Source organism: Pseudomonas sp. B22(2017) (genome assembly GCF_002113105.1).
Classification (GTDB): domain Bacteria; phylum Pseudomonadota; class Gammaproteobacteria; order Pseudomonadales; family Pseudomonadaceae; genus Aquipseudomonas; species Aquipseudomonas asiatica.
Genome location: NZ_NEJN01000003.1, coordinates 392,588 through 416,278, shown reverse-complemented (window position 1 = coordinate 416,278; position 23,691 = coordinate 392,588). Strand labels below are relative to the sequence as shown.

Here is a 23,691-nt window from a genome sequence, read left to right as displayed (position 1 = left end):
TGCGGTCAAGGTGGGAGCTGGCTTGCCGGCGAAACGAGGGCGAAGTCCTCGCACCCGGGTCTGGATCAGAACACGTTCAATGGGTAATCCACGATCACCCGCAGTTCATCGTTGTCGCTGTTGCTGTCGATCGACGCATAACCCTGGCTGCCACGGTGGGTGGCATAGCGCACCAGCACCGACAGGTCCTTGAGGTCTCCTTCCTGGAACACGTACTTCACGTCCACGTCGCGTTCCCAGTGCATGGCGTTCTTGCCATCGGCACGGTAGTAGTCGTAGTGGGTAGTGTCCTGGGTGGCCTTGGTCAGGTCGGCTTCACCGCGCGAGTACGACAGCACCGTACTCAGGCCAGGGATGCCCACACCAGCGAAGTCATAGTTGTACTGCAGCTTCCACGAGCGCTCGTTCGGTGCGTTGAAGTCCGAGTACATGCGCGAGTTGTCCAGGTAGACGCTGTCGCCCAGGTTGATGTAGTCGAACGGCGTGTTGCCATTGACCCGCTGATAGGCGGCGGTGACGCTGTGGAACCCGGCGTTGACGGTGAAATGCACGCTGTAGGTGTTGTTGTCGATCTTGCCCAGCAGTGCCTGGCCGGTGTCCTGAGTGTGATAGAAGTGCACGCCCGGGTTCAGGCTGACGAGATCGTTGACCACATAGGTGTAGTCGAAATCGGCGTAGTACTGGTTCCAGATGTCCTTCAGTTCGGCTGCATACAGGTTGGCAGTGATGTTCGGGGTGCCACTCCACGACGCGCCGGCCCAGTTCAGGTGCTTGCTTTTGTCATGCTCGCCCAACGAACCGTAGTAGGTGTCGATGCGGCGGTGGCCGCTCTGGTTGTACGGCTTGGTGAAGCTCACCTGGCCGCCTTCGAGCAGCAGGCCGTCGATGCTGGTGTTGGTCAGGCTCACACCACGGAAGGTCTGCGGCAGCATGCGGGTTTCGCCGCCAGCAATCACCGGGTTGGTGAGGAACAGGTCACCTGCTTTCAGCTCGGTGTCGAACGCCTTGAGCTTGACCGCGGCACCGGCGGTGGAGAACGAGTGCGGGGCAGCACCCAGTTCGTCTTCGTTCTTCTGGTGGGTCGGCAGGATGCTGGTGCCAGCATGGCCGCCGCCCCCATCGAGCTTCAGACCCAGCATGGCATGGGCGTCCAGGCCAAAGCCGACCACACCCGGGGTGTAGCCCGACTCGAAACGTGCAACCGCACCTTGGCCCCACTCGCGGGTGTCGCGCACTCCGGCGTTGTGGTTATCGCGGTTGAAGTAGGCATTACGGAAATGCAGGTTGAAGGACGAGCCTTCGATGAAGCCATCAGCCTTGTCTTCATCTGCCTGGGCGGCGAAAGGGATCGTTGCAGTCAACGCAATGAACAGCGGGGTAAAACGAAACGCGGAAGGCACCGGTACTAGCTCCTTGGGTCTGGCGGTGGGGCAGTTTTTTATTTTCGAATGTGCGTCTTTTTTATAGGTGGACGTTACAGCTTGGCTGATAGTTGAAGCACATAAAAAAAGCCGCTGATCGGCAGCGGCTTTAAAAGGCTAACATATCGGCACTGGTAGTGCCCATGGCGTAGCCAAGGGAAAACGGGAGCAGCGACAGCACTTGATCAGCTGTCGGCATTGGCATCGACAGAGACCTTGGAAGCTGTCTGGTTAGCGTCTTTTACGGTGTCTACCTGCTGTGCGGCTACGGCTTCGCGGGCCTCTTGGTGGACTGCGGCGAACTCAGCATTACGGGTGACGAAAGCCTTGGATTCTTCAGCCATGGCCAGGGGCGACAACAACAGGGAAGACAGGACGAAGACGCTGGCAATACCCATACTGTTGGACATTTGAAACTACCTTCTTGCGGTGCAAGTGCTAATGAGGACGGGGGTAAAGTTAGTCCTTTCAATGCACTTGAAACAGAGCGAAGCGCGATAAGCACTGTTGCGTAAAAGGTAATTATCGCAGGAAAAGCAATTGGACTTTCGCCGCAAACCCGCAGCCTAGAGCACTTCCGCGCTTCTTTGTAGGAGCAGCCTTGTGCTGCGAAAGGGCCAGTGAAGGCATTAGAGGATATTGGGATCTACCGGCCCTTTCGCAGCGCAAGGCTGCTCCTACACGGGCGGGGTAGGCCTTGAGGTTGGTAACTGGATACCAAAGGTATTGGCCCCCGCGGCACTTCGCACGAACACCTCCCCACCATGCATCAGCGCAATCGCCTTGACGATCGCCAACCCCAACCCATGGTTACCCCCACCACTGTTGCTACGTGCCGCATCCACCCGGTAGAAGCGTTCGAACAACAACGGCAGGTGCTCATCGTCGATCGCCGGCCCCGGGTTGCTCACGGCGATACTGACCTGCTCCGGCCCGGCAGCGATCTGCACCTCGATCACCTGGTGCGGTGCGGTGTGCTGCACGGCGTTGTTCAGCAGGTTGATCAGCGCCCGGCGCAGCTGGGCCTTTTCGATGGGCGCCTGGGCGTCACCGCTCACACTCACGCTGACTTGCGCATCTTCGAGAATGTAGTCCAGGTAGTCCAGGGTGGTCGCCACTTCCTGGGCCAGCGAGGCCTGGGTCAGGGCAGTGGCCTTGCTGCCCTGGTCGGCACTGGCCAGGAACAGCATGTCGTTGATGATGCTGCGCAGGCGCTCCAGCTCCTCAAGGTTCGATTGCAGCACTTCGAAATAATGCTCGGCGCTGCGCCCTCGGGTCAGTGCAACCTGGGTCTGGCCGATCAGGTTGGTCAGCGGCGAGCGCAGTTCGTGGGCGACGTCGGCATTGAACGCCTCCAGCCGCGAGTAGGCCTGGCTTACCCGGTCCAGTGCGGCATTGAAGGCACCTGCAAACTGTGCAAGCTCCGGGGCCAGGGCGTGGGTCTGCAGGCGCCCGTCCAGGCGCGGTGGGGCCAGGGCCTGGGCCTCAACGGACAACGCCAACAGTGGGCGCAGGCCGATGCGCGCCACCCAGTAGCCCAGCAGCGAGGCCAGCAGCACGCCGAGCACCGCCAGCCCGACAATCGCCACCAGCAGGCTGTGCTGTGCCTGCCAGAATGTTTCGGTGTCGATGCCGATCAGAAAGCGCAGCGGCGGCCGCTCGCCCAGGGCCGGCAGTTCGCTGACCAGCACCTTGTAAGGGTAGGGCCGGTCGGGCAGGCGCAGGTCGCGCATGCCCTGCACGCCTTCGGCGAAGGCGCGGACCAGCTCGCTAGGGTGGCCGTATTCGTAGGCCGGGTTGCTGCTGACCACCCAGAAGCGAATGCGCTTGTCCTCTTCACTGAGCAGGTTGAGCTTGTTGTTGATCTTGACCCAGTGCTCCGGTGTGCCGAAGCGGTTGAGGGTGGACTCGAGCACACTGAAGCGCGCGTCCAGCTCGGCTTGCGGCAGCAGGTCGAGGCTGCGGTCTACCTGGCGGTACAGCGCCGAACCGATCAGCAGGAACACGCCCAGCGCCACCAGGATGAACAGCGCCGACAGGCGCAGCGCGATGGAATTACCCCGCACGGCTTTCCAGGACATAGCCCATGCCTCGGATGGTGTGCAGCAACTTGTTGTCGAAAGGCCCGTCGAGCTTGGCGCGCAGGCGCTTGATCGCCACTTCGACGACGTTGGCATCGCTGTCGAAATTGATGTCCCAGACCAGCTCTGCAATCGCTGTCTTTGACAGAATTTCGCCCTGCCGGCGGGCCAGCACGCTGAGCAGCGAGAACTCCTTGGCCGTCAGCTCAAGGCGTTGGCCGGCGCGGGTGGCCTTGCGCGCCATCAGGTCGATCCACAGGTCACCTACCTGCACCTGCAGCGGTTCATGATTGCTGCTACGGCGTGTCAGGGCTTGCAGGCGGGCGACCAGTTCGAGGAAGGAAAACGGCTTGCCCAAGTAGTCGTCGGCGCCCTCGCGCAGGCCATGGATACGGTCTTCGACCCTTTCACGGGCGGTCAGCATGATGACCGGCGTCTGCTTGCGTGCGCGCAGGGCGCGCAGCACGCCATAGCCGTCCATGCCCGGCAGCATCACGTCCAGCACGATCACCGCGTAGTCACCTTCCAGGGCCAGGTGCAGGCCCTCGATGCCGTCCCGCGCCAGGTCCACGGTAAACCCCTGCTCGCTGAGGCCGCGATGCAGGTAGTCGGCGGTTTTTTCTTCGTCTTCGATGATCAGCACACGCATGGTCTTGTCCTAACTGGCACTGGGCGCCGCCGCACGGGCGGCCTGGCGGCGGTGGAACAGGCGCTCCAGGGCCAAGTATATGACCGGGGTGGTGAACAGCGTCAGCGCCTGGCTCACCAGCAGGCCTCCAACCACGGCGATGCCCAGTGGCTGGCGCAGTTCGGAACCGGTGCCGAAGCCGAACATCAGCGGCACCGCGCCGAGCAAGGCGGCCAGGGTGGTCATGATGATCGGCCGGAAGCGCGTCAGGCAGGCCTGGTGGATCGCCTGCTCCGGGGTCAAGCCCTGGCGGCGTTGGGCCTCCAGGGCGAAGTCGATCAGCAGGATGCCGTTTTTCTTGACGATACCGATCAGAAGCACCACGCCGATCAGCCCCATGATGCTGAAGTCCTGGCCCAAGGCCCACAACAGGATCAGCGCGCCGAGGCCGGCCGAGGGCAGGGTGGAGATGATCGTCAGCGGGTGGACGAAGCTTTCGTACAGCACGCCGAGGATGATGTACACCGCCACCAGCGCTGCCAGGATCAGCCACGGCTGGCTCGACAGCGAACTCTGGAAGGCCTGGGCCGCGCCCTGGAAGTTGCCGCTGATGGAGTCGGGCATGCCGAGCTCGCGCTGGGTGCGCTCGAGGATGGTCACCGCATCGCCCAGGGCCACGCCCGGGGCCAGGTTGAACGACAGGTTGGCCGCCGGGAACAGGCCATCGTGGCTGATCGACAGCGGCCCGGTGCTGGGCGGCGCTACATGGGCTACTGCCGACAGCGGCACCATCTCGTTGGTCAGCGGCGAGCGCAGGTAGAAGTAGTTGAGGCTTTCGGCCTTGCCGCGCTGGCGGGCATCCAGTTCGAGGATCACCTTGTACTGGTTGGTCTCGGTCTGGAATTCACTGATCTGCCGCTGGCCGAAGGCGTCGTACAACGCCTGGTCGACGTCGGTGGTGGTCAGGCCGAAACGTGCCGCGGCCTGGCGGTCGATATCGATGCGGGTGACGCTGGCGCCCAGTTGCAGGTCGTTGGACAGGTCGCGGAACGCCGGGTTTTCCCGCAGGCGCTCGGTCAGGCGCTGGGTCCACAGGTTCAGTGCCATGCCGTCGTTGCTCTTGAGCACGTACTGGTACTGGGTGCGCGACGGGCCGGAGCTTAGGTTGATGTCCTGGCCTGCACGCATGTACAGGACGATGCCTGGCACCTGGGCCAGCTTGGGCCGCAGCCGATCGATCAGTTCGCTGGCCGACACATCGCGTTCGCCACGGGGCTTGAGGGCGATCCAGAAGCGGCCGTTGGCGATGGTCTGGTTGCTGCCGGTGACACCCACCGAGTGGGAGAACGCGCGCACCGCCGGGTCGGCCTCGATGATTTTGGCCAGCGCCTTGTGCTTCTCGATCATCGACGGGTACGACACATCCGCCGCCGCCTCGCTGGTGCCAAGGATGAAGCCGGTGTCCTGCAGCGGGAAAAAGCCCTTTGGAATACCCACGTAACCGGCCACCGCCAGGGCCAGGGTCAGGCCAAACACGCCGAGCGTCAGACGCTGGTGGGCGAGGGCGCGGTCCAGGCCCTTTTCGTACCACCTGACCAGCCGCTCGCCGAAGCCGCCCTTGTGCTCTCCGGGCGGGCGGCGCATGAACAGTGCGCACAGGGTTGGCGCCAGGGTCAGCGAGACCACCACCGAAATCAGGATGGTGGCAGTGGCGGTAAGGGCGAACTCCTTGAACAGCCGGCCGACCACGCCGCCCATGAACAGCAGCGGGATGAACGCGGCGATCAGCGAGAAACTGATCGACACCACGGTGAAGCCGATTTCCCCGGCGCCCTTGAGCGCTGCCGTGCGGCTGTCGTCGCCGGCCTCCAGGTGACGGTGGATGTTTTCCACCACGACGATGGCATCGTCGACCACGAAGCCCACCGAGATGACGATGGCCACCAGGGTCAGGTTGTTCAGGCTGAAGCCGAAGATGTACATCAGCGCGCAACTGGCTATCAGCGATACGCCAAGCACGCTGGACACCACCATGGTCGCCGACCACTGGCGCAGGAACAGCGCCATCACCCCGATCACCAGGGCCACTGCGATCATCAGGGTCAGCTCCACTTCATGCAGCGAGGCACGGATGGTCTGGGTGCGGTCCTGCAGCACCGACACTTCGACCGAGGCTGGCAGCATCTCCTGCAGCTTGGGCAGGGCAGCCAGTACCCGGTCCACGGTATCGACGATGTTGGCGCCAGGCTGGCGGAAAATCACCAGGTTCAACCCGGGCTGGTCGCCGGACCAGGCTTTGACGTAGGCGTTCTCGGCGCCATTGATCACCTTTGCCACGTCCCTCAGGTGCACTGGTGCACCGTCACGGTAGGAGACGATCAGCTGGGCGTAGTCGTCGGGATGGAACAACTGGTCGTTGGCGGCGATGGTCGAAACGCTGTGTTCGCCGTACAGCGCGCCCTTGGCCAGGTTCAGGCTGGTCTGCTGGATGGCTTGGCGCAAGTCGGCCAGGGTCAGGCCGATGGCGGCCAGTTTCTCGGGTTGCGCCTGCACGCGGATCGCCGGGCGCAGTTGCCCGGTGATATTGATCAGGCCGACCCCGTCGATCTGGCTCAGCTGGCGCGCGAGCAGGGTTTCGGCGTAGTCGCTGAGGTCGTTGCCAGGCATCTGGCTGGAGCTGACCGTCAGCACCAGCACCGGGCTGTCGGCCGGGTTGACCTTGCGCCAGGTCGGCGGGTTGGGCAGGTCTTGCGGCAGGCGCGCGGTGGCGGTGTTGATGGCCGCCTGCACTTCCTGGGCGGCGGTGTCGATGTTCTTGTCGAGCGTGAACTGCAGGATCAGGTTGGTCGAGCCCAGTGCGCTGCTGCTGGTCATCTGGGTCATGCCGGGGATGGCGCTGAACTGCACTTCCAGCGGCGTGGCCACTGACGAGGCCATGGTTTCCGGGCTGGCGCCGGGCAGCTGGGCGGTGACCTGGATGGTCGGGAAGTCGGCTTCCGGCAGTGGTGCCACCGGCAGGCGCGGGAAGGCGATGGCCCCCAGCAGCACCAGGGCGAAGGTCAGCAGCAGGGTGGCGATAGGGTGGTCGATGCACCAGGCCGAAACACCGTTGCGCGTGTTCATGGCTGGCTCCGCCGGTCGGCCATTTCCGACGGCGCGGGGGCATCGGGGGCCACCTCGACCCGCGAACCTGGCTTGAGCCGCGACTGGCCATCGAGCACCAGGCGCTCGCCCGGCTTGACCCCGGCAATTATGTTCAGCCCACTGTCCTGGTACAGCACCTTGACCGGCACGCTGGTGACCTTGTCACCGTCCAGGCGGTAGACGAAGTGCCCGTCGACGCCGCTCTGTACCACCGGGGGCGGCACTACCAGGGCGTTTTCTTCCACTGCGGTGCGTAGGCGGATGGTGACCAACTGGCCGGGCCACAGGTGACCGTCCTTGTTGTCGAACTCGGCCTTTACCCGCACGGTACCGGTGGTGGCGGAGATCTGGTTGTCGATCAGTGCCAGGTGGCCTTCACCCAGCAGGCTGCGTTCGCCGTCGGCATCCATGTAGGCCTGCACCTGTGCCGGGGTGGGCGCCTTCAGCAGGCTTTGGAGGGTTGGCAGCATTTGCTGCGGCAGGGCGAATTCGACGGCGATCGGGTCGATCTGGGTGACGCTGAACAGGCTGCGGGTATCGCTGGTGCGCACCAGGTTGCCGGGGTCGACGTTGCGAATGCCCACCCGGCCGGTCACTGGCGAGCGGATCTGCGTGTACGACAGCTGCACCTCGGCATTGGCGATGGCCGCCTGGTTGCCCTTGACCGTGGCTTGCAGGCGGTTGACCAGGGCCTGCTGCTGGTCGAGAGTCTGCTTCGAAACGCCGTTGTCGGTACTCAGCAGGCGGTAGCGCTGCAGGTCGACGTTGGCTACCTGGATCTGCGCCTGGCTCTGGCCAAGTTCGGCACGGGCCTGGTCGAGGTTGGCGCGGATGGCGCGATCGTCGAGGGTGGCCAGCAGGTCACCTTCCTTCACCCACTGGCCTTCCTTGACCAGCACCTGGGTCAGTACCCCCTCCACTTGCGGGCGCACCTCGACGCTGTGCAGCGACAGCACCGAGCCGATGGCGCTGGCATAGCGCGGCACGTTCTGCTGGACGACGCTGACCACGCGCACCGGGATGGCGGTTTGCGCGCGGGTGGCAGGTGCTGGCTGGCGCTGGCCGAACCAGAGGCCCGCTACCGCCAGGACCATGAGCGCCAGGGCGGCGAGGATGACAGGGCGGGACGGACGTCGCATCGGTGCGGGCACCTTGGCCATAGGGGAGGGAAGTGGCTGTATTCAATCTTATAGCCCCCGAACCGGGTCGGCAGCGTGACCGCTGGCTGACAGCGCTGTCAGAATTGCCTGCGCCTCCATCACACATCTGGCATGCGAACTGCGACCCCTGTGGGAGCGGGCATGCCCGCGAAGAATGCAACGCGGTGGATGGCAACGGCTGTGCCGGTGTTCGCGGGCATGCCCGCTCTCATAGAACAACACATGACTCATTGGTTCGGCGAGGTTCTGTAGGAGCAGCCTTGTGCTGCGAAGAGGCCGGTACTGACAAAGCCTGTCTGTTGCTTGTACCGGCCTCTTCGCAGCACAAGGCTGCTCCTACAAAGGACGCGTCAGACGAGCGATATTTGTTCTCTGCGCGACAGCGCAGCCCAAAAGGGCTGGGTAATCTCCCACAGGGACCGCGGCAGGCTTTGGTTCCTGTGCAAGGCGGTTGCCCCCGCCGAGGCATAGCTAGAAGCTGATGAAAGCGTAATACACCGGGGGCTCATTGGTGGTGCGCAAACCATGTTCCTGCAAGCTCGCCACCAGCGCCGCGTCCTCCACGTGCAGGGTCCACTGTGCCAGGCCAGCCTCCGGTACCTGCGCCAGACACGCGCGGAAGGCCCCCATGTCAGGCAGGTAGGCAGTAAATCCGTTGCCCTTGAGCGCACTGGTAGTCATGCCCAGCGCCTGGCACACCGCCACCTTGGCGGCGATGTCATCGCGGTCGGCCTGGCGCGAGGCCTGCACCAGCGCCTCCAGCCCGGCATCGACCAGTTGCCTGCCGTGAATCAGCTCCGGCCCCTGTTGCCAGGCTTCCGGCGGGCAGTCCTTGCTGCCTGGCCGCAGCGGGATATGCGGGTTTATTTCCACCGGGTAGATGCGACAGACCAGCGGCCGCTGGTCATAGATGGTGCACAGGTCGTTGTCGTCGAGGTTGCGGCAGCGCCCGGGGTTGAAGGCGGCAAAGGTCACCGAGACGCGTACGTCGCTGTCGCCGCAGGGTACGGGATGGGAGCGACGCAGCACATGATCACGCTGTTCTACTGGCATCCCAGGGCCGTCCGCAACGAAGGCTTCGATCAGCACCACCACCTGGCCGTCGTTGTCCGCCCAGCGGCGCGCTTCGGCCAGGGTCAAGGGCACGTGGTGGCCGGTACAGCACTTGCCGCAGCCGGTACAGGCGAAACGCAGGCTGTCGGTCACTTGACCTCCGGGCTCCACTCGCTGACGAAGGCGCGCTGGTGCTGGCGGTCGTACAGGCACAGCTCGGTGCCGGTACGCTGCTGCATGTGCTTCTGGGGGTAGACGCCTTCGATCAGCAGGGCACTCATGCCGACCTGGTCATCGAACTCGGCGGGCTTGCTGCGGGCGTGAGCATCCTTGAACTGGCTGGCGGCCAGGCAAGACTTGAGCATCTGCTGGCGCTGCTCGTTCCAGGCCTGGCTGCTGGAGGCCTGGGCGATACCGCTGAAGAGGGCGAAACTGATCAGGATAGAGCTGAAAAACTTCATACGGATTCCGGCAAGTTACTTGCGAGGGGGGCGAATTATGCCCGACTCGACCCCGACGGCAAGCCGGGGAGTTTGTCTCCGAATATATCAGCGCTCGGCGAACACCACGGCGCGCGCCGCCACCACCAGACAATCGGTCAGCTCTGGCGAGGAAAACTTGGTGAGGATGGCATTGGCCCCGGCCTGGGTCGCCTTTTCACTGCTCATCGCGCTGTCCAGCGAGGTGTGCAGCAGTATGTACAGGTGCTGGAAGTCGGGGGTTTCGCGCAGGGTGCGTGTGAACGCGTAGCCGTCCATTTCGCTCATTTCGATGTCGGAGACGATCACGTTGATTTCCTGCGCGGTGCCCTGCAGCTCCAGCAACACGTTGATGGCGTCCTTGGCGCTGCGCGCGGTATGGCATTCGACGCCGAGGTTGCGCAGGGTGTGCACCGACTGTTGCAGGGCTACCTGGCTGTCGTCCACCACCAGGATATTGGCGGCGGCCAGCAGGCTGGCGTCTTCCTCGCTCAGGGTGGCGTGATGCGGTTCGGGCACCGGCGGGGCGATGGCGTGGATGACTTTTTCGATGTCCAGCACCTGCACCAGAGTGTTGTCGACCCTGGTCACGCCGGTGATGAACGAGCGGCTGCCCGAGCCATAAGGGGGTGGTTTGATGTCGGTGCTCAGGCAATGCACGATGCGGCTGACCGCCTGCACATGCAGGCCCTGGCGCGAGCGGCTGATCTCGGTGACGATCAGGCAGCCGCCGTCAGGGTCGGCCAGCGGCCGTTCGCCAATGGCGCGGGACAGGTCGATGACCGACAGCGAATTGCCGCGCAGGGTTGCCACGCCCTTCACGTGGGGGTGCGATTCGGGCAGCTTGGTCAACGGTGGGCAGGGGATTATCTCGCTGACCTTGAGCAGGTTGATTGCCATCAACTTGCCGCTGCGCAGGGTGAACAGCAGCAGGGACAGCGAGTCCGCGCGGGCATTTTGCGTGGCCATGGTGACCTTCGTGGGGAACAGGGGATAACCGGTTATCGGCCTGGTTTGGTCGGGCTTTAGCGGGTGTGGGGATTGTGGGGCTGCTTTGCAGCCCATCGCGACACAAGGCCGCTCCTACAGGGGGGGCGCGGTCCCTTGTAGGAGCGGCCTTGTGTCGCGATGGGGCGCAAAGCGCCCCCAGGATTCCAACTCAGCGCAGCCCCAGCCGACGGGCCAGACGACTAAGGTTGGCGCGGTCCAGGCCGAGTTCCCGGGCAGCCGCTGCCCAGTTTTCCTGGTGCCGCTGCAGGCAGGCCTCGATCAGCTGGCGCTGGTAGTCGTCGACGGCTTCGCGCAAGCCCCCTTCGGGTAGCGGTGCCGCCGGCAAGGGCACAGCAGGGGAGGGCGGGGTGCCGGGCGTTGCGGTTGCGCGCAGGTCCAGGTCGATGGCTTCCAGGGTGAGGATGCGTGGCCTGTCGGAATGTTGGCCCAGCGCCTTGAGCGCCGAGCGGCCGATCAGATGTTCCAGTTCACGTACGTTGCCTGGCCAGTCGTAGGCCTGCAGCGCGGCCTGGGCTTCGCTGCTCAGGCGCAGGCTGTTCAGGCCCAGGCGCGAACGGTTCTGTTCGAGGAAGTAGCCAGCCAATAGCAGCACATCACGCCCACGTTCGCGCAACGGCGGAACGTGCAGCGGGTATACGCTGAGGCGGTGGTAGAAGTCGGCGCGGAAGTTGCCAATACGCACCTCTGCTGCCAGGTCGCGATTGGTGGCTGCGATCAGGCGCACATCCACCCGGTGTTCGCGATCCGAGCCCAGGCGTTGCAACTGGCCGCTCTGCAGTACGCGCAACAACTTGGCCTGCACCGTAAGTGGCAGTTCACCGACTTCGTCGAGGAACAGTGTGCCGCCGTTGGCGAGCTCGAACTTGCCGCGGCGCTCGCCATGGGCGCCGGTGAAGGCTCCGCGTACATGGCCGAACAGTTCGCTTTCCACCAGGGTGTCAGGCAGGGCGGCGCAGTTGAGGCTGACCAACGGCTTGTCGGCGCGGTTGCTGGCCTGGTGCAGGGCCTGGGCCACCAACTCTTTGCCGACGCCGGTCTCACCGGTTATCAGTACGGTCAGGTCACTGCCACCGACCAGGCGGATTTCCTCGACCAGGCGCTTGTGCGCGGGGCTCTGGCCAATCAGCTCTTTGTCCTGGCCGCTGGCCTGGCGGTAGATCTCCGCGCGATGGTGTTCGTCTTCCGCGCGCAGGGCCAGGTGCTCGATGCGCTCGGCCACGGTGACCGTGGCGGCGGCAAGGCTGGCGAAGGCCTGCAGGGCGCCCAGCTCCAGGCTCTGGAACTGCCCGGGGGTGAGGGCATCGAGGGTAACTAGGCCCCAAGGGCGCTCGTCGACCATCAACGGGCAACCCATGCAGTCATGTACTTCCAGGTTGGCATCAGGGGCGTTGACCAGGCCGTCGTAAGGGTCGGGTAGCTCGGAGTCGCTGGCGAAGCGGGTGGGTTCCCGGCTGCTGAGCAGGATCTGGAAGCGTGGGTGCTCGCTGACTCGGAAGCGCCGGCCCAAGGTATCGGGGCTCAGGCCGTCCACTGCCAGCGGCACCAGCCACTCGCCGTCCAGGCGCAGCAGCGCGGCGGCATCACAGGGCAGCAACCCCCGCATGGCCTGCAGCAGGCGGCGATAGCGTTCCTGGTCGGGCAGGTCGCGGGAAAGGTCGCTGACCAAGGGCAGCAGGGTGGTGAGCAGGGGCTTCGTGGTCATATGGACTCCTGTGGGTCGATATGACTATACGTCGAGGTGGGTCGTTTTGACATGACCTGCGTCAAGCCCCTGATTTTGCTGGAGATAAGAGTTGGCATGATTGATGTAATAGCTCGGGCAGTCATTTGAAGCCACAGGCTCAGGAGTTGTTGCAATGCTCAATGCCGAACAACGTGCAATCATCAAGGCCACTGTCCCCCTGCTGGAAAGCGGCGGCGAAGCGCTGACCACCCACTTCTACAAGATGATGCTCAGCGAGTACCCGCAAGTGCGCCCGCTGTTCAACCAGGCCCACCAGGCCAGCGGTGACCAACCGCGCGCCCTGGCCAACGGGGTATTGATGTATGCCCGCCACATCGACCAGCTGGAGCAGCTTGGCGGCCTTGTCGGCCAGATCATCAACAAGCACGTTGCCCTGCAGATTCTGCCGGAGCACTACCCGATCGTCGGCAGCTGCCTGCTGCGCGCCATCGAAGAAGTGCTGGGCAAGGAAATCGCCACCCCCGCCGTGATCGACGCCTGGGGCGCGGCCTATGGCCAGTTGGCCGACATCCTGATCGGCGCGGAAGAGAACCTCTATAAACAGAAGGAAGAAGCCGAAGGCGGCTGGCGCGGCACCCGCGAATTCCGCCTGGTGCGCCGTGAGCAGGAAAGCAGCGAAATCGTTTCGTTCTACTTTGCCCCGGTGGATGGCAAACCGGTGCTCAAGGCCGAGCCTGGCCAGTACATCGGCCTGAAGCTGGACATCGACGGCGCCGAGCAGCGCCGCAACTACTCCCTGTCGGCACTGTGCGACGGCAAGGAATACCGCATCAGCGTCAAGCGCGAGGCGGGTGGCAAGGTCTCCAACTACCTGCACGATGTGCTGGCGGTGGGCGACACCCTGCAGCTGTTCCCGCCGGCTGGCGATTTCACCCTGGCAGCGAGCGACAAGCCGCTGGTGCTGATCAGCGGTGGCGTGGGTATTACCCCGACCTTGCCAATGCTGCAGGCGGCACTGCAAACCCAGCGTGAGGTGCATTTCATTCACTGTGCCCGTAACGGCGCCGTGCATGCCTTCCGCGACTGGATCGACGAGCTGGCCGAGCGTCACCCGCAGCTCAAGCGCTTCTACTGCTATGCAGAACCGCAGGGTGGTGCCGCGGCTGATGCCGTAGGCCTGCTGAACGAGGACCTGCTGGCCGAGTGGCTGCCGCAAGAGCGAGATGTGGATGCCTACTTCCTCGGGCCCAAGGGCTTCATGGCGGCGGTCAAGCGCCAGTTGAAGGGCCTGGGTGTGCCAGAGCAGCAGAGCCGCTACGAGTTCTTCGGGCCGGCGGCTGCGCTGGAGTGATGTAGCGCCTGCACTGGCCTCTTCGCGGGTTTACCCGCGAAGAGGCCGGTACAGGCTTGCAGCGTATTCATCCCAGCCGCTGGCAAGCCAGCTCCTTTGCAGCACTGCTCCCGCCCGTGGGTAATCGAGAACGAAACGGTCGATCGCATTCGCCGCCTGGGGGCTGGCTTGCCAGCGGCTGGGCCGCACCTCACCTTCCTGCCTATATAAAGGAGAGATGAAAGCGGCTGTGCAGCTTTCATCTTTAATCCTCCTTTAATCACGGTATCCTTCACTCCCGGGTGTCGAGGGGCTTGCCCCTGCGCGGCACCCGGGTAGCCGTTTTTTTGCCGCCCGGCGTTGAACCGACGTCGTTGCGGCCGGTCTCAGCCACACCGGATAGCCCTGCGCAGCGCTATCACGCCGCTTCCTCGGCACGCTCAAAGGCCCGGCCCAGCGTGTAGACTTGCGCCAGGCAGGCGGATCACGCTGTCACTATCCATCGAAGGAACCGGCAATGAACGAACAAACATCGCGCCTGAATCGGGAACGGCGCTTTCTGGTACTGTTGGGCCTGATCTGCCTTTCGCTGATCGGTGGCGCCCTCTACATGCAGATAGTCCTGGGCGAGGCACCATGCCCGCTGTGCATCCTGCAACGTTATGCACTGTTGTTCATCGCCGTGTTCGCCTTCATCGCCGCGGCGATGCCCGGGCGCCGCAGCCTGACCTTCTTCGAGGCACTGGTGGTACTCAGCGCCATTGGCGGAATCGTTGCGGCCGGCAACCATGTGTATATACTCGCCAACCCCATGGTCAGTTGCGGTATCGACACCCTGCAGCCGATCGTGGACGACCTGCCGCTGGCCAAGCTCTGGCCGCTGGTGTTCCAGGTCGACGGCTTCTGCAGCACGCCGTACCCGCCGATCCTCGGTCTGTCGCTGGCGCAATGGGCGCTGGTGGCGTTCGTCCTGACGGCCGTCCTGGTTCCGCTCGGGATCTACCGCAACCGACGCCAGGCTTAGACAAAAGTCCCGAATGGCATGGGGTCTTTTACGCCGCATGAGAAGAGGGAAAATTCGCTCACCGCTTGATCCAGATCAACCCAGAGGCCTTGCAGAATGCGGCTTTGGGGCCTATCAAGCGGGGTGCGACAAACTGTCGCGAAGTTGAATTTTTGAGCAGTATTGTTGCAGATTCTGTAAAGGACTGTTGCTCAATAAGTCATAGTCAAGGGTTGGCGACCTATCTACAATCGCCCCCAATTTCCGTTCGGCACTGCTTGCAAGTCGCAGGATTGAAGGAAGCCCCAGCGCTCCTTTTTGCTGACTTCGTCAAGTTTCGCCCAACGGCGATACCGGGCGGACCCCCCTCCGCGTTTTCCCGCACCAAATGGACTTGGTCTGAAGTACAGGCCTGTTGCCTACGAAACCATAAGCACCGCTAACCCGCTTGACGCCAAGGTCCTGCAGTCGGACCCCGGGCAGGAGCGAGTACGGGCGCGAAATGCCTCACTTGGCAGGACGAAGTGCTGGCTACCAAAACACAAATTGCATTGAAGCAAGCTGATCTAGAGGTCGTGAGATGAGTAAAAAGCGTTACCCCAGACTGTTTGGCATATTGCCCTTTTTAGGCATGCTTTTACTCAGTGGGTGCAACTGGACCCTGCTCGACCCGAAAGGTCAGGTCGGCATTGAGCAAAAGAACCTGATCCTGATCGCTACCGGCCTGATGCTGCTGGTGGTGATTCCTGTCATTATCATGACCGTGGTTTTCGCCTGGAAGTACCGTGCTTCCAACAAGGCTGCCACCTACACCCCCGACTGGTCGCACTCGACCAAGATCGAAGCCGCGGTGTGGATCATCCCGATCCTGATCATCATCGCCCTGGGCTACTTCACATACCACTCCACCCACAAGCTGGACCCGTACCGTCCGCTGGATTCCGATGTGAAGCCGGTGCAGATCGACGTGGTCGCACTGGACTGGAAGTGGCTGTTCATCTACCCGGAGCAGGGCATTGCCACGGTCAACAAGATCGTCTTCCCGGCTAACACTCCGGTCAACTTCCGCGTCACTTCCGACGCCGTGATGAACTCGTTCTTCATCCCGGGTCTGGGCGGCCAGATCTACGCCATGGCCGGCATGACCACCAAGCTGCACCTGATCGCCAACGAAAACGGCGAGTTCGACGGTATCAGCGCCAACTACAGCGGTGCTGGCTTCACCGGCATGAAATTCAAGGCTACTGCCACCTCTCAGGAAGACTTCGACAAGTGGGTCGCCGAGGTCAAGCAGTCGCCGAAGAAGCTGGACAAGGCCGAATACGACGCCTTGGCCAAACCAAGCGAAAACAACCCAGTCGCGCTGTATAGCGAGGCTTCGCCTGACCAGTTCCAGCTGATCGTCGACAAGTACGAAGGCATGAACCGCGGTCGTCCGAGCCACGAAGAAGCAGGCAGCAAAGATCTGGCCACTACCAAGGGTGTGGAATCGAGTATGCAACCAGCTGCCGGTGCAGAGGAGTAAGAGATGTTCGGTAAACTAAGCCTGGAGGCGATACCCTATCACGAGCCGATAGTCATGGTGACGCTTGCCATGATCGCGCTCGGTGGTATCGCTGTCGTCGGTGCTATCACCTACTTCCGCAAGTGGACCTACTTGTGGAGCGAGTGGTTGACGACTGTCGACCACAAGAAAATCGGGGTGATGTACATCATCGTCGCGATGGTCATGCTGCTGCGCGGCTTTGCCGACGCCATCATGATGCGTACCCAGCTGGCTGCCGCTACCGGTGGCTCCGAAGGCTACCTGCCGCCTGAACACTATGACCAGATCTTCACCGCTCACGGTGTGATCATGATCATCTTCATGGCGATGCCGTTCTTCACCGGCCTGATGAACCTGGCGGTTCCTCTGCAGATCGGTGCACGTGACGTTGCCTTCCCGTTCCTGAACTCCCTGAGCTTCTACCTGCTGCTGGCAGGCGTGCTGCTGGTCAACATCTCGCTGGGCGTTGGTGAATTCGCCAAGACCGGCTGGGTTGCCTATCCGCCGCTCGCGGGCATTCAGTACAGCCCTGGGGTGGGTGTCGACTACTACATCTGGGCGCTACAGCTCTCAGGCCTGGGTACGACGCTTACCGGCGTGAACTTCCTCGTCACCGTGATGAAGATGCGCGCACCTGGCATGAAACTGATGGACATGCCGATCTTCACCTGGACCTGCACCTGGGCCAACGTGCTGATCGTGGCTTCCTTCCCGATCCTGACCGCTGCACTCGCTCTGCTGACTGTTGACCGTTATCTGGACTTCCACATCTTCACCAACGAGCTTGGTGGGAACCCGATGATGTACGTCAACCTGTTCTGGGCGTGGGGTCACCCTGAGGTTTACATCCTGATCCTGCCGGCCTTCGGTGTGTTCTCGGAAGTTACCTCCACCTTCGCAGGCAAGCGTCTGTTCGGCCACCACTCGATGATCTACGCATCGGGCGCCATCGCCGTGCTGGGCTTCGCTGTATGGCTGCACCACTTCTTCACCATGGGTGCCGGCGCCAGCGTCAACACCTTCTTCGGCCTGGCGACGATGCTGATCTCCATTCCGACCGGTGTGAAGCTGTTCAACTGGCTGTTCACCATCTACCAGGGCCGTCTGCGCTTCACCGCGCCGATCATGTGGACCCTGGGCTTCATGATCACCTTCTCCATCGGTGGCATGACTGGTGTTCTGCTGGCTGTTCCAGGTGCTGACTTCGTGCTGCACAACAGCCTGTTCGTAATTGCTCACTTCCACAACGTGATCATCGGTGGTGCGGTATTCGGCTACATCGCCGGCTTCGCCTACTGGTTCCCGAAAGCCTTTGGTTTCACCCTGAACGAGAAGTGGGGCAAGGCTGCCTTCTGGTTCTGGATCTCGGGCTTCTACGTAGCGTTCATGCCGCTGTACGCCCTGGGCTTCATGGGCATGACTCGTCGTCTGAACCACTCCGACAACCCACTGTGGGAACCCTACCTGTACGTAGCCGTTGTCGGCGCCGTGCTGATCCTGTTCGGTATCGCCTGCCAGCTGATCCAGCTGTACGTATCGGTTCGCGACCGCAACCAGAACCTGGACGTGACCGGCGACCCATGGGGCGGCCGTACCCTGGAATGGTCGACTTCGTCGCCACCTCCGTTCTACAACTTCGCCCACATGCCTGAGAAGGTTGGCCTGGACGCCTGGCACGAAGCCAAGGAAGCCGGTGTTGCCTACAAGCCTGCGGCCAAGTACGAAGCGATCCACATGCCGAGCAACACCTCCACCGGTTTGTTCATGGGCCTGTTCCTGACCGTCTTCGGCTTCGCCTTCATCTGGCACATCTGGTGGCTGGTTGGCGCGAGCCTGGTTGCAACCATCGCTGTCTTCGTTCGCCACGCTGCGCGTGACGACCAGGGCTACATGGTTCCGGCCGAAGAAGTGGCGCGCATCGAAGGCGAGCGCATGAAAGCGCTGGCCAAAGCAGGTGCTCTGCCTGCCGGCGCACGTGTCGAATCGTTTGAGCGGGTGTAATCAATGTCCAGTCAAGTAATGCACGGTGCTGCTCATGGTCACGACCATGGGCATGACGACCACCACCACGACTCGGGCCAGATGACCGTACTCGGTTTCTGGCTGTACCTGATGACCGACTGCATCCTGTTTGCGTCGCTCTTCGCCACCTACGCGGTGCTGTCCGGCAGTTTTGCCGGCGGCCCGTCGGGTCATGACATCTTCCAGCTCGATTTCGTAGCTGTTGAAACGCTGTTCCTGCTGCTGTCCTCGATCACCTTCGGCTTCGCCATGCTGAAGATGTTCGACGGCAAGAAAGCTGGCGTACTGGGCTGGTTGGCTGTGACCTTCCTGTTCGGTGCAGGCTTCATCGCGATGGAAATCTACGAATTCCATCACCTGATCGCCGAGGGCTACGGCCCGAACCGCAGTGGTTTCCTGTCGGGCTTCTTCGCCCTGGTAGGTACCCACGGTCTGCACGTGACCGCCGGCCTGATCTGGATGGCAATCATGATGTACCAGATCAACAAGCACGGCATCACGCCGACCGCCAAGACCCGCATGAGCTGCCTGAGCCTGTTCTGGCACTTCCTGGACGTGGTCTGGATCTGCGTATTCACCGTCGTCTACCTGCTGGGAGTTCTGTAATGGCTAACGCACACGACACTCATCACGAAGGTAACCACGGCAGCGTCAAGTCGTACATGATCGGCTTCATCCTGTCGATCATCCTGACTGCGATCCCGTTCGGCCTGGCCATGTCGCCAAGCCTGCCGAAGAACCTGACCGTTCTGATCATTGTTGCCATGGCCGTGATCCAGGTAGTAGTGCACCTCGTGTACTTCCTGCACATGGACCGCTCGAAAGAGCAACGCAACAACGTTTCGACGTTCCTGTTCACCACCCTGGTGATCGCTCTGCTTGTCGGCCTGTCGCTGTGGATCATGTTCAGCATCCACTTCGAAATGTTGGCCAAGTGAGGTAAGACTGCATGTCCGTTAAGCACTTTATCCAAATCACCAAACCGGGGATCATTTTCGGTAACGTGCTTTCCGTGGCAGGCGGTTTCTTCCTTGCCTCGAAGGGCCATGTGGATTTCGCCCTGTTCCTGGCGGTGGTGATCGGTACTTCGCTGGTGGTTGCGTCCGGATGCGTGTTCAACAACTGCATCGACCGTGACATCGACCACAAGATGGAGCGCACCAAGAACCGCGTCATGGTCCAGGGCGGCATGTCGCTGCCCCTCGCGCTGATCTACGCCACCCTGCTCGGGGTGGCGGGTTTCAGCCTGCTGTATGTCCAGGCCAACCCGCTGTCGGCGTTCTGTGCGCTGATCGGCTTCATCGTCTACGTCGGTTTCTACAGCCTGTGGCTGAAGCGTAAATCGGTGCACGGCACCTTGGTCGGCAGCCTGTCTGGTGCCATGCCTCCGGTGATCGGCTATTGCGCCGTGAGCAACAGCTTCGACCTGGCTGCATTTACCCTGCTGGTGATGTTCAGCCTGTGGCAGATGCCGCACAGCTTCGCCATCGCGATCTTCCGCTTCAAGGATTACAGCGCTGCCAACATTCCGGTCCTGCCGGTGGCACGTGGCATCCTCGCGGCGAAGAAGCAGATCGTGCTGTACGTGCTGGCTTTCGTGCTCGCAACCCTGATGCTTACCCTCGGCGGTTACGCCGGCCTCGGCTATCTGGCCGTGGCAGCAGCCATGGGCCTGTACTGGCTGTACATGGCCTGGGCTGGCTACAAGGCCGAGGACGACAGCAAGTGGGCGCGCAAGGTGTTCGGCTTCTCCATCCTCACCGTCACTGCCCTGAGCGTGATGATGGGTGTGGACAGCCAGACCGCTGCGGACGTGCTGATGACATACGCACGCTGATACTGCTGCCTGTTTCACGAAAAACCCCGGCCACTGTGCCGGGGTTTTTTATGGGCGTTTTTCTGTGCCGTCCTTGTTCGCGGGCTCGCCCGCGAACAAGGACGGCACAGCAGAATATAAATTTCTTATTTTCAAAAAATACATCTGAAAAGATCTATGAAAACAGGAAATTGTCCTTTACAGGTATCCTGTATCGGCACTATCTTCTGATTCAGGCCGCCACATCGGCCAGCGTCGCTCGGACGGTTCCGGGCGCTTACGTACTCAGAGGAAGCCATGGCCAACCCAGGTTCGCCGCGCCGCTTTGCGCGCATCGATCGTCTGCCCCCTTACGTCTTCAACATCACTGCCGAGCTCAAGATGGCCGCCCGCCGCCGTGGCGAGGACATCATCGACCTGAGCATGGGCAACCCCGATGGCGCCACCCCGCCGCACATCGTCGAGAAGCTGGTGCAGGTCGCCCAGCGTGAAGATACCCACGGCTACTCCACCTCTCGCGGCATCCCGCGCCTGCGTCGGGCCATCTCCAACTGGTACAAGGAACGCTACGAGGTCGACATCGACCCTGAAAGCGAAGCCATCGTCACCATCGGCTCGAAGGAAGGCCTGGCGCACTTGATGCTGGCTACCCTCGACCAGGGCGACACGGTGCTGGTGCCCAACCCCAGCTACCCGATCCATATCTACGGGGCGGTGATCGCCGGTGCCCAGGTGCGTTCGGTACCGCTGGTGCCGGGCGTGGACTTTTTCAACGAACTCGAGCGGGCCATCCGCGAGTCGATCCCCAAGCCGAAGATGATGATCCTCGGCTTCCCGTCCAACCCCACCGCTCAGTGCGTGGAGCTGGACTTCTTCGAGCGCGTGGTGGCCCTGGCCAAGCAGTATGGCGTGCTGGTGGTCCATGACCTGGCCTATGCCGACATCGTCTACGATGGCTGGAAGGCCCCGTCGATCATGCAGGTGCCGGGGGCCAAGGACATCGCGGTGGAGTTCTTCACCCTGTCCAAGAGCTACAACATGGCTGGCTGGCGGATCGGCTTCATGGTCGGCAACCCCGAGTTGGTCAGTGCCTTGGCGCGGATCAAGAGCTACCACGACTACGGCACCTTCACCCCGCTGCAGGTGGCTGCCATTGCAGCACTGGAAGGCGACCAGCAGTGCGTACGAGACATTGCCGAGCAGTACCGCCAGCGCCGTAACCTGCTGGTGAAAGGGCTGCACGAGCTGGGCTGGATGGTCGAGAACCCCAAGGCTTCGATGTACGTATGGGCGAAGATCCCGCCGGAGTATGCGCACCTGGGCTCGCTGGAGTTTTCCAAGAAACTGCTGGCCGAGGCCAAGGTGTGTGTGTCGCCGGGGATCGGTTTTGGTGATTATGGTGATGACCATGTGCGTTTTGCCCTGATCGAGAACCAGGATCGTATTCGCCAGGCGATTCGCGGGATCCGGCAGATGTTCCGGGCTGATGGCCTGACTCGTAAGTAAGCCCCCATGTCTACAGGTACGGCACATGCCGCACGGCCTGCGCCGTACCTGTAGGAGCACTTTCCTGCTGCTCTACAGCTACCCAGATAACTATTTTTCTGCACTCATTTCTCACTTCAGAGACCCGAAAGATGAGTGTCTTCACCGCCTATTTCTGCGGCACCGGCTCCCACCGCTTCGACGATGCCAACCCCAACTTCTGGAATGGTGAGCTGGTCTCGACCCTGGCCAGCAATGACCAGGGCCGCGAGTTCGCTCACTGGATTGCCGTTGACGGCCCCGGCAGCGGCAACCTCCAGGATGACAATCTGTTCGTCGAGCCCGGTGGTTATTTCAACTGGAGCGGCCAGTTGTTCGGCAGCGGCTGGGAAGAGAACGTCAACCATGTGCTGAAGGTGATCAAGGGCGAAAGCAGCTGGCAGCGCACCAAGCTGAGCGAGGAAGAATACGAGCGGCTGAAGGAGGCCGGGGTTCCGATCCCGGATGCCACCTCTACAGCTTCCTGGTTCTGGCGCACCTATGACTACGGCGAACGGCACCCGACGCCACAGGAGCTGCAAGAGCGCATCATCAACCTGTTCCGCAAGCCGCGCTTGCCGACCCGGGTGAACCTGGTGGGTTGGAGCAGGGGAGGGATCAGTTGTCACATGCTGGCCAACGCCATGGCTCAGAACCCTGTATTGCGGGACATACCTGTGAATATCTTCGCCATCGACCCGGTGCCGGGCATCGGTAACCTGCAAAGCCAGCGGGTAACCTTGGCGGGCAATGTCCGCGAGTATGTGGGTTTCTATTCGCGGGACGAGCGATCCAAAGGCTTTGCCTGCGTGATCCCTTCGGTCGAACCGAGTACACGGATATGCATCTACCCGATACCAGGCCGCCACGCCACGCTGGTGGGCAACGCCTCCATCGACGGTGCGAGTGATGGCAAGGTACTGGCGGAGCCGGGATTGATCGTTCGTCATTTTGCCGAGGTCTGCCTGACCCGCTGGGGTGTGCAACTGGACAGGCGCCTGTTCCTGAGCGACGAGCATTTGATGCGATATCACATGGTCATGGCCGCTGCCGAAGGGCGTTACAAGGCCATGCGTAGCGAGTCGTATACCGTACTTACCGAGGGCGAAGATGACGACCGCTTGGTGTATTGCGGCGAGACCTGCATTCACTTCAGCAAGGTGTGTGGTGATGGCTATGAGCCGACCGAGGGCCTTGGCCTGCAGCGCTGGGATGTCAGCACCTACAAGGCATTACGCTGACTTGAACGGGCGGCCGGGGAAGTCGTTGGTCGCCCGTGTTCAATTGCCGGATCAGCGGCAAATATTTTTTGCATTCCCCTCTATCCAGCCGCCCCGGCTTGGATTGAAAATGGCGCCGCGGGCCAGCCCCGATAACAACAACCTTCCCTCCGTGCCATCATGTCCGAATACAACCCTTGCCTTGACTGCGGCGCCTGCTGCGGGTACTTCCGTGTGTCCTTTTTCTGGGGCGAATGCCAGTCCGCCGGGGGCCTTGTGCCGGACGACCTGGTGGTACAGATCAACCCCACCCGTGTTGCCATGATCGGCACCGATGCCAAACCCTGCCGCTGCATCAGCCTGCAGGGCGAGATCGGCCAGGAAGTGGCTTGCACCATCTACGCCAACCGTTCCAGCCCCTGCCGCGAGTTCGAGGCGTCGTGGGAGGGTGGGGTGCATAACCCCAGCTGCGACGATGCGCGGGCGGCGTATGGCCTGCCACCACTGACCCCGCCCGGGGCCAACGAGCCGCATTGGCCGGATGATGGGGCTGAGGTGGCCTGATCGTA

At 62.2% G+C, this 23,691-nt stretch carries 20 protein-coding genes; 10 read left to right on the top strand and 10 right to left on the bottom strand.

Annotated elements, in window-relative coordinates; genetic code table 11:
- Positions 1-65: 65 nt before the first annotated feature.
- From CAG18_RS09515 to norR, 10 genes are all read right to left on the bottom strand, one after another.
- The gene (locus CAG18_RS09515; RefSeq protein ID WP_054572342.1) at positions 66-1,400 is read right to left on the bottom strand and encodes an OprD family porin; all 1,335 of its coding nucleotides are present in this window, start codon (positions 1,398-1,400) and stop codon (positions 66-68) included.
- Between the two features lie 206 nt (positions 1,401-1,606).
- Complete coding sequence (locus CAG18_RS09510; protein WP_054572341.1) at positions 1,607-1,831, bottom strand: hypothetical protein; 225 nt, start codon at positions 1,829-1,831, stop codon at positions 1,607-1,609.
- Positions 1,832-2,098: 267 nt separating this feature from the next.
- Positions 2,099-3,502, bottom strand: coding sequence for a heavy metal sensor histidine kinase (locus tag CAG18_RS09505; protein ID WP_085720792.1), 1,404 nt, complete (start codon positions 3,500-3,502; stop codon positions 2,099-2,101).
- Positions 3,477-4,151, bottom strand: coding sequence for a heavy metal response regulator transcription factor (locus CAG18_RS09500; protein ID WP_015268985.1), 675 nt, complete (start codon positions 4,149-4,151; stop codon positions 3,477-3,479). The genes CAG18_RS09505 and CAG18_RS09500 overlap by 26 nt, the downstream gene beginning before the upstream one ends.
- Positions 4,152-4,160: 9 nt before the next feature.
- Positions 4,161-7,253 carry a multidrug efflux RND transporter permease subunit gene (locus CAG18_RS09495; protein WP_085720791.1) on the bottom strand — a complete coding sequence of 1,031 codons (3,093 nt, stop codon included), beginning with the start codon at positions 7,251-7,253 and terminating at the stop codon, positions 4,161-4,163.
- Entirely contained in the window at positions 7,250-8,413 is a 1,164-nt protein-coding gene (locus tag CAG18_RS09490) for an efflux RND transporter periplasmic adaptor subunit (protein WP_054572348.1), read from the bottom strand. The genes CAG18_RS09495 and CAG18_RS09490 overlap by 4 nt, the downstream gene beginning before the upstream one ends.
- Positions 8,414-8,905: 492 nt before the next feature.
- The gene (locus tag CAG18_RS09485; protein WP_085720790.1) at positions 8,906-9,640 is read right to left on the bottom strand and encodes a YkgJ family cysteine cluster protein; all 735 of its coding nucleotides are present in this window, start codon (positions 9,638-9,640) and stop codon (positions 8,906-8,908) included.
- A complete protein-coding gene (locus CAG18_RS09480) occupies positions 9,637-9,948 on the bottom strand; it encodes a hypothetical protein (RefSeq protein ID WP_015268989.1) in 312 nt (103 codons plus the stop codon). Before CAG18_RS09480 ends, CAG18_RS09485 begins: the two co-directional genes overlap by 4 nt.
- Positions 9,949-10,035: 87 nt before the next feature.
- A complete protein-coding gene (locus tag CAG18_RS09475) occupies positions 10,036-10,935 on the bottom strand; it encodes a chemotaxis protein (protein ID WP_015268990.1) in 900 nt (299 codons plus the stop codon).
- Between the two features lie 190 nt (positions 10,936-11,125).
- The gene (gene norR / locus CAG18_RS09470; protein ID WP_085720789.1) at positions 11,126-12,679 is read right to left on the bottom strand and encodes a nitric oxide reductase transcriptional regulator NorR; all 1,554 of its coding nucleotides are present in this window, start codon (positions 12,677-12,679) and stop codon (positions 11,126-11,128) included.
- A gap of 154 nt (positions 12,680-12,833) precedes the next feature.
- Here norR and hmpA point away from each other — a divergent pair, with 154 nt between their 5' ends.
- From hmpA to CAG18_RS09415, 10 genes are all read left to right on the top strand, one after another.
- Positions 12,834-14,012 carry an NO-inducible flavohemoprotein gene (gene hmpA, locus CAG18_RS09465; protein WP_085720788.1) on the top strand — a complete coding sequence of 393 codons (1,179 nt, stop codon included), beginning with the start codon at positions 12,834-12,836 and terminating at the stop codon, positions 14,010-14,012.
- Between the two features lie 496 nt (positions 14,013-14,508).
- Positions 14,509-15,015, top strand: coding sequence for a disulfide bond formation protein B (locus CAG18_RS09460; RefSeq protein ID WP_025337743.1), 507 nt, complete (start codon positions 14,509-14,511; stop codon positions 15,013-15,015).
- 559 nt (positions 15,016-15,574) lie between these two features.
- Positions 15,575-16,519 carry a ubiquinol oxidase subunit II gene (gene cyoA / locus CAG18_RS09450; RefSeq protein WP_015268993.1) on the top strand — a complete coding sequence of 315 codons (945 nt, stop codon included), beginning with the start codon at positions 15,575-15,577 and terminating at the stop codon, positions 16,517-16,519.
- A gap of 3 nt (positions 16,520-16,522) precedes the next feature.
- Positions 16,523-18,541: a cytochrome o ubiquinol oxidase subunit I gene (gene cyoB / locus CAG18_RS09445; protein WP_013970980.1), complete on the top strand. Its 2,019-nt coding sequence runs from the start codon at positions 16,523-16,525 to the stop codon at positions 18,539-18,541.
- A gap of 3 nt (positions 18,542-18,544) precedes the next feature.
- Positions 18,545-19,168 carry a cytochrome o ubiquinol oxidase subunit III gene (gene cyoC / locus CAG18_RS09440; protein ID WP_023661242.1) on the top strand — a complete coding sequence of 208 codons (624 nt, stop codon included), beginning with the start codon at positions 18,545-18,547 and terminating at the stop codon, positions 19,166-19,168.
- Positions 19,168-19,500, top strand: coding sequence for a cytochrome o ubiquinol oxidase subunit IV (cyoD, locus tag CAG18_RS09435; protein ID WP_003259128.1), 333 nt, complete (start codon positions 19,168-19,170; stop codon positions 19,498-19,500). Before cyoC ends, cyoD begins: the two co-directional genes overlap by 1 nt.
- A gap of 11 nt (positions 19,501-19,511) precedes the next feature.
- Complete coding sequence (gene cyoE, locus CAG18_RS09430; RefSeq protein WP_013970981.1) at positions 19,512-20,399, top strand: heme o synthase; 888 nt, start codon at positions 19,512-19,514, stop codon at positions 20,397-20,399.
- Positions 20,400-20,675: 276 nt separating this feature from the next.
- Positions 20,676-21,884, top strand: coding sequence for an alanine transaminase (gene alaC, locus CAG18_RS09425; protein ID WP_013970982.1), 1,209 nt, complete (start codon positions 20,676-20,678; stop codon positions 21,882-21,884).
- A gap of 131 nt (positions 21,885-22,015) precedes the next feature.
- On the top strand, positions 22,016-23,143 hold the full coding sequence (locus CAG18_RS09420) for a hypothetical protein (RefSeq protein ID WP_085720787.1): 1,128 nt from the start codon (positions 22,016-22,018) through the stop codon (positions 23,141-23,143).
- A 159-nt stretch (positions 23,144-23,302) separates the two neighbouring features.
- A complete protein-coding gene (locus CAG18_RS09415) occupies positions 23,303-23,686 on the top strand; it encodes a YkgJ family cysteine cluster protein (RefSeq protein ID WP_003259127.1) in 384 nt (127 codons plus the stop codon).
- Positions 23,687-23,691: the final 5 nt, after the last annotated feature.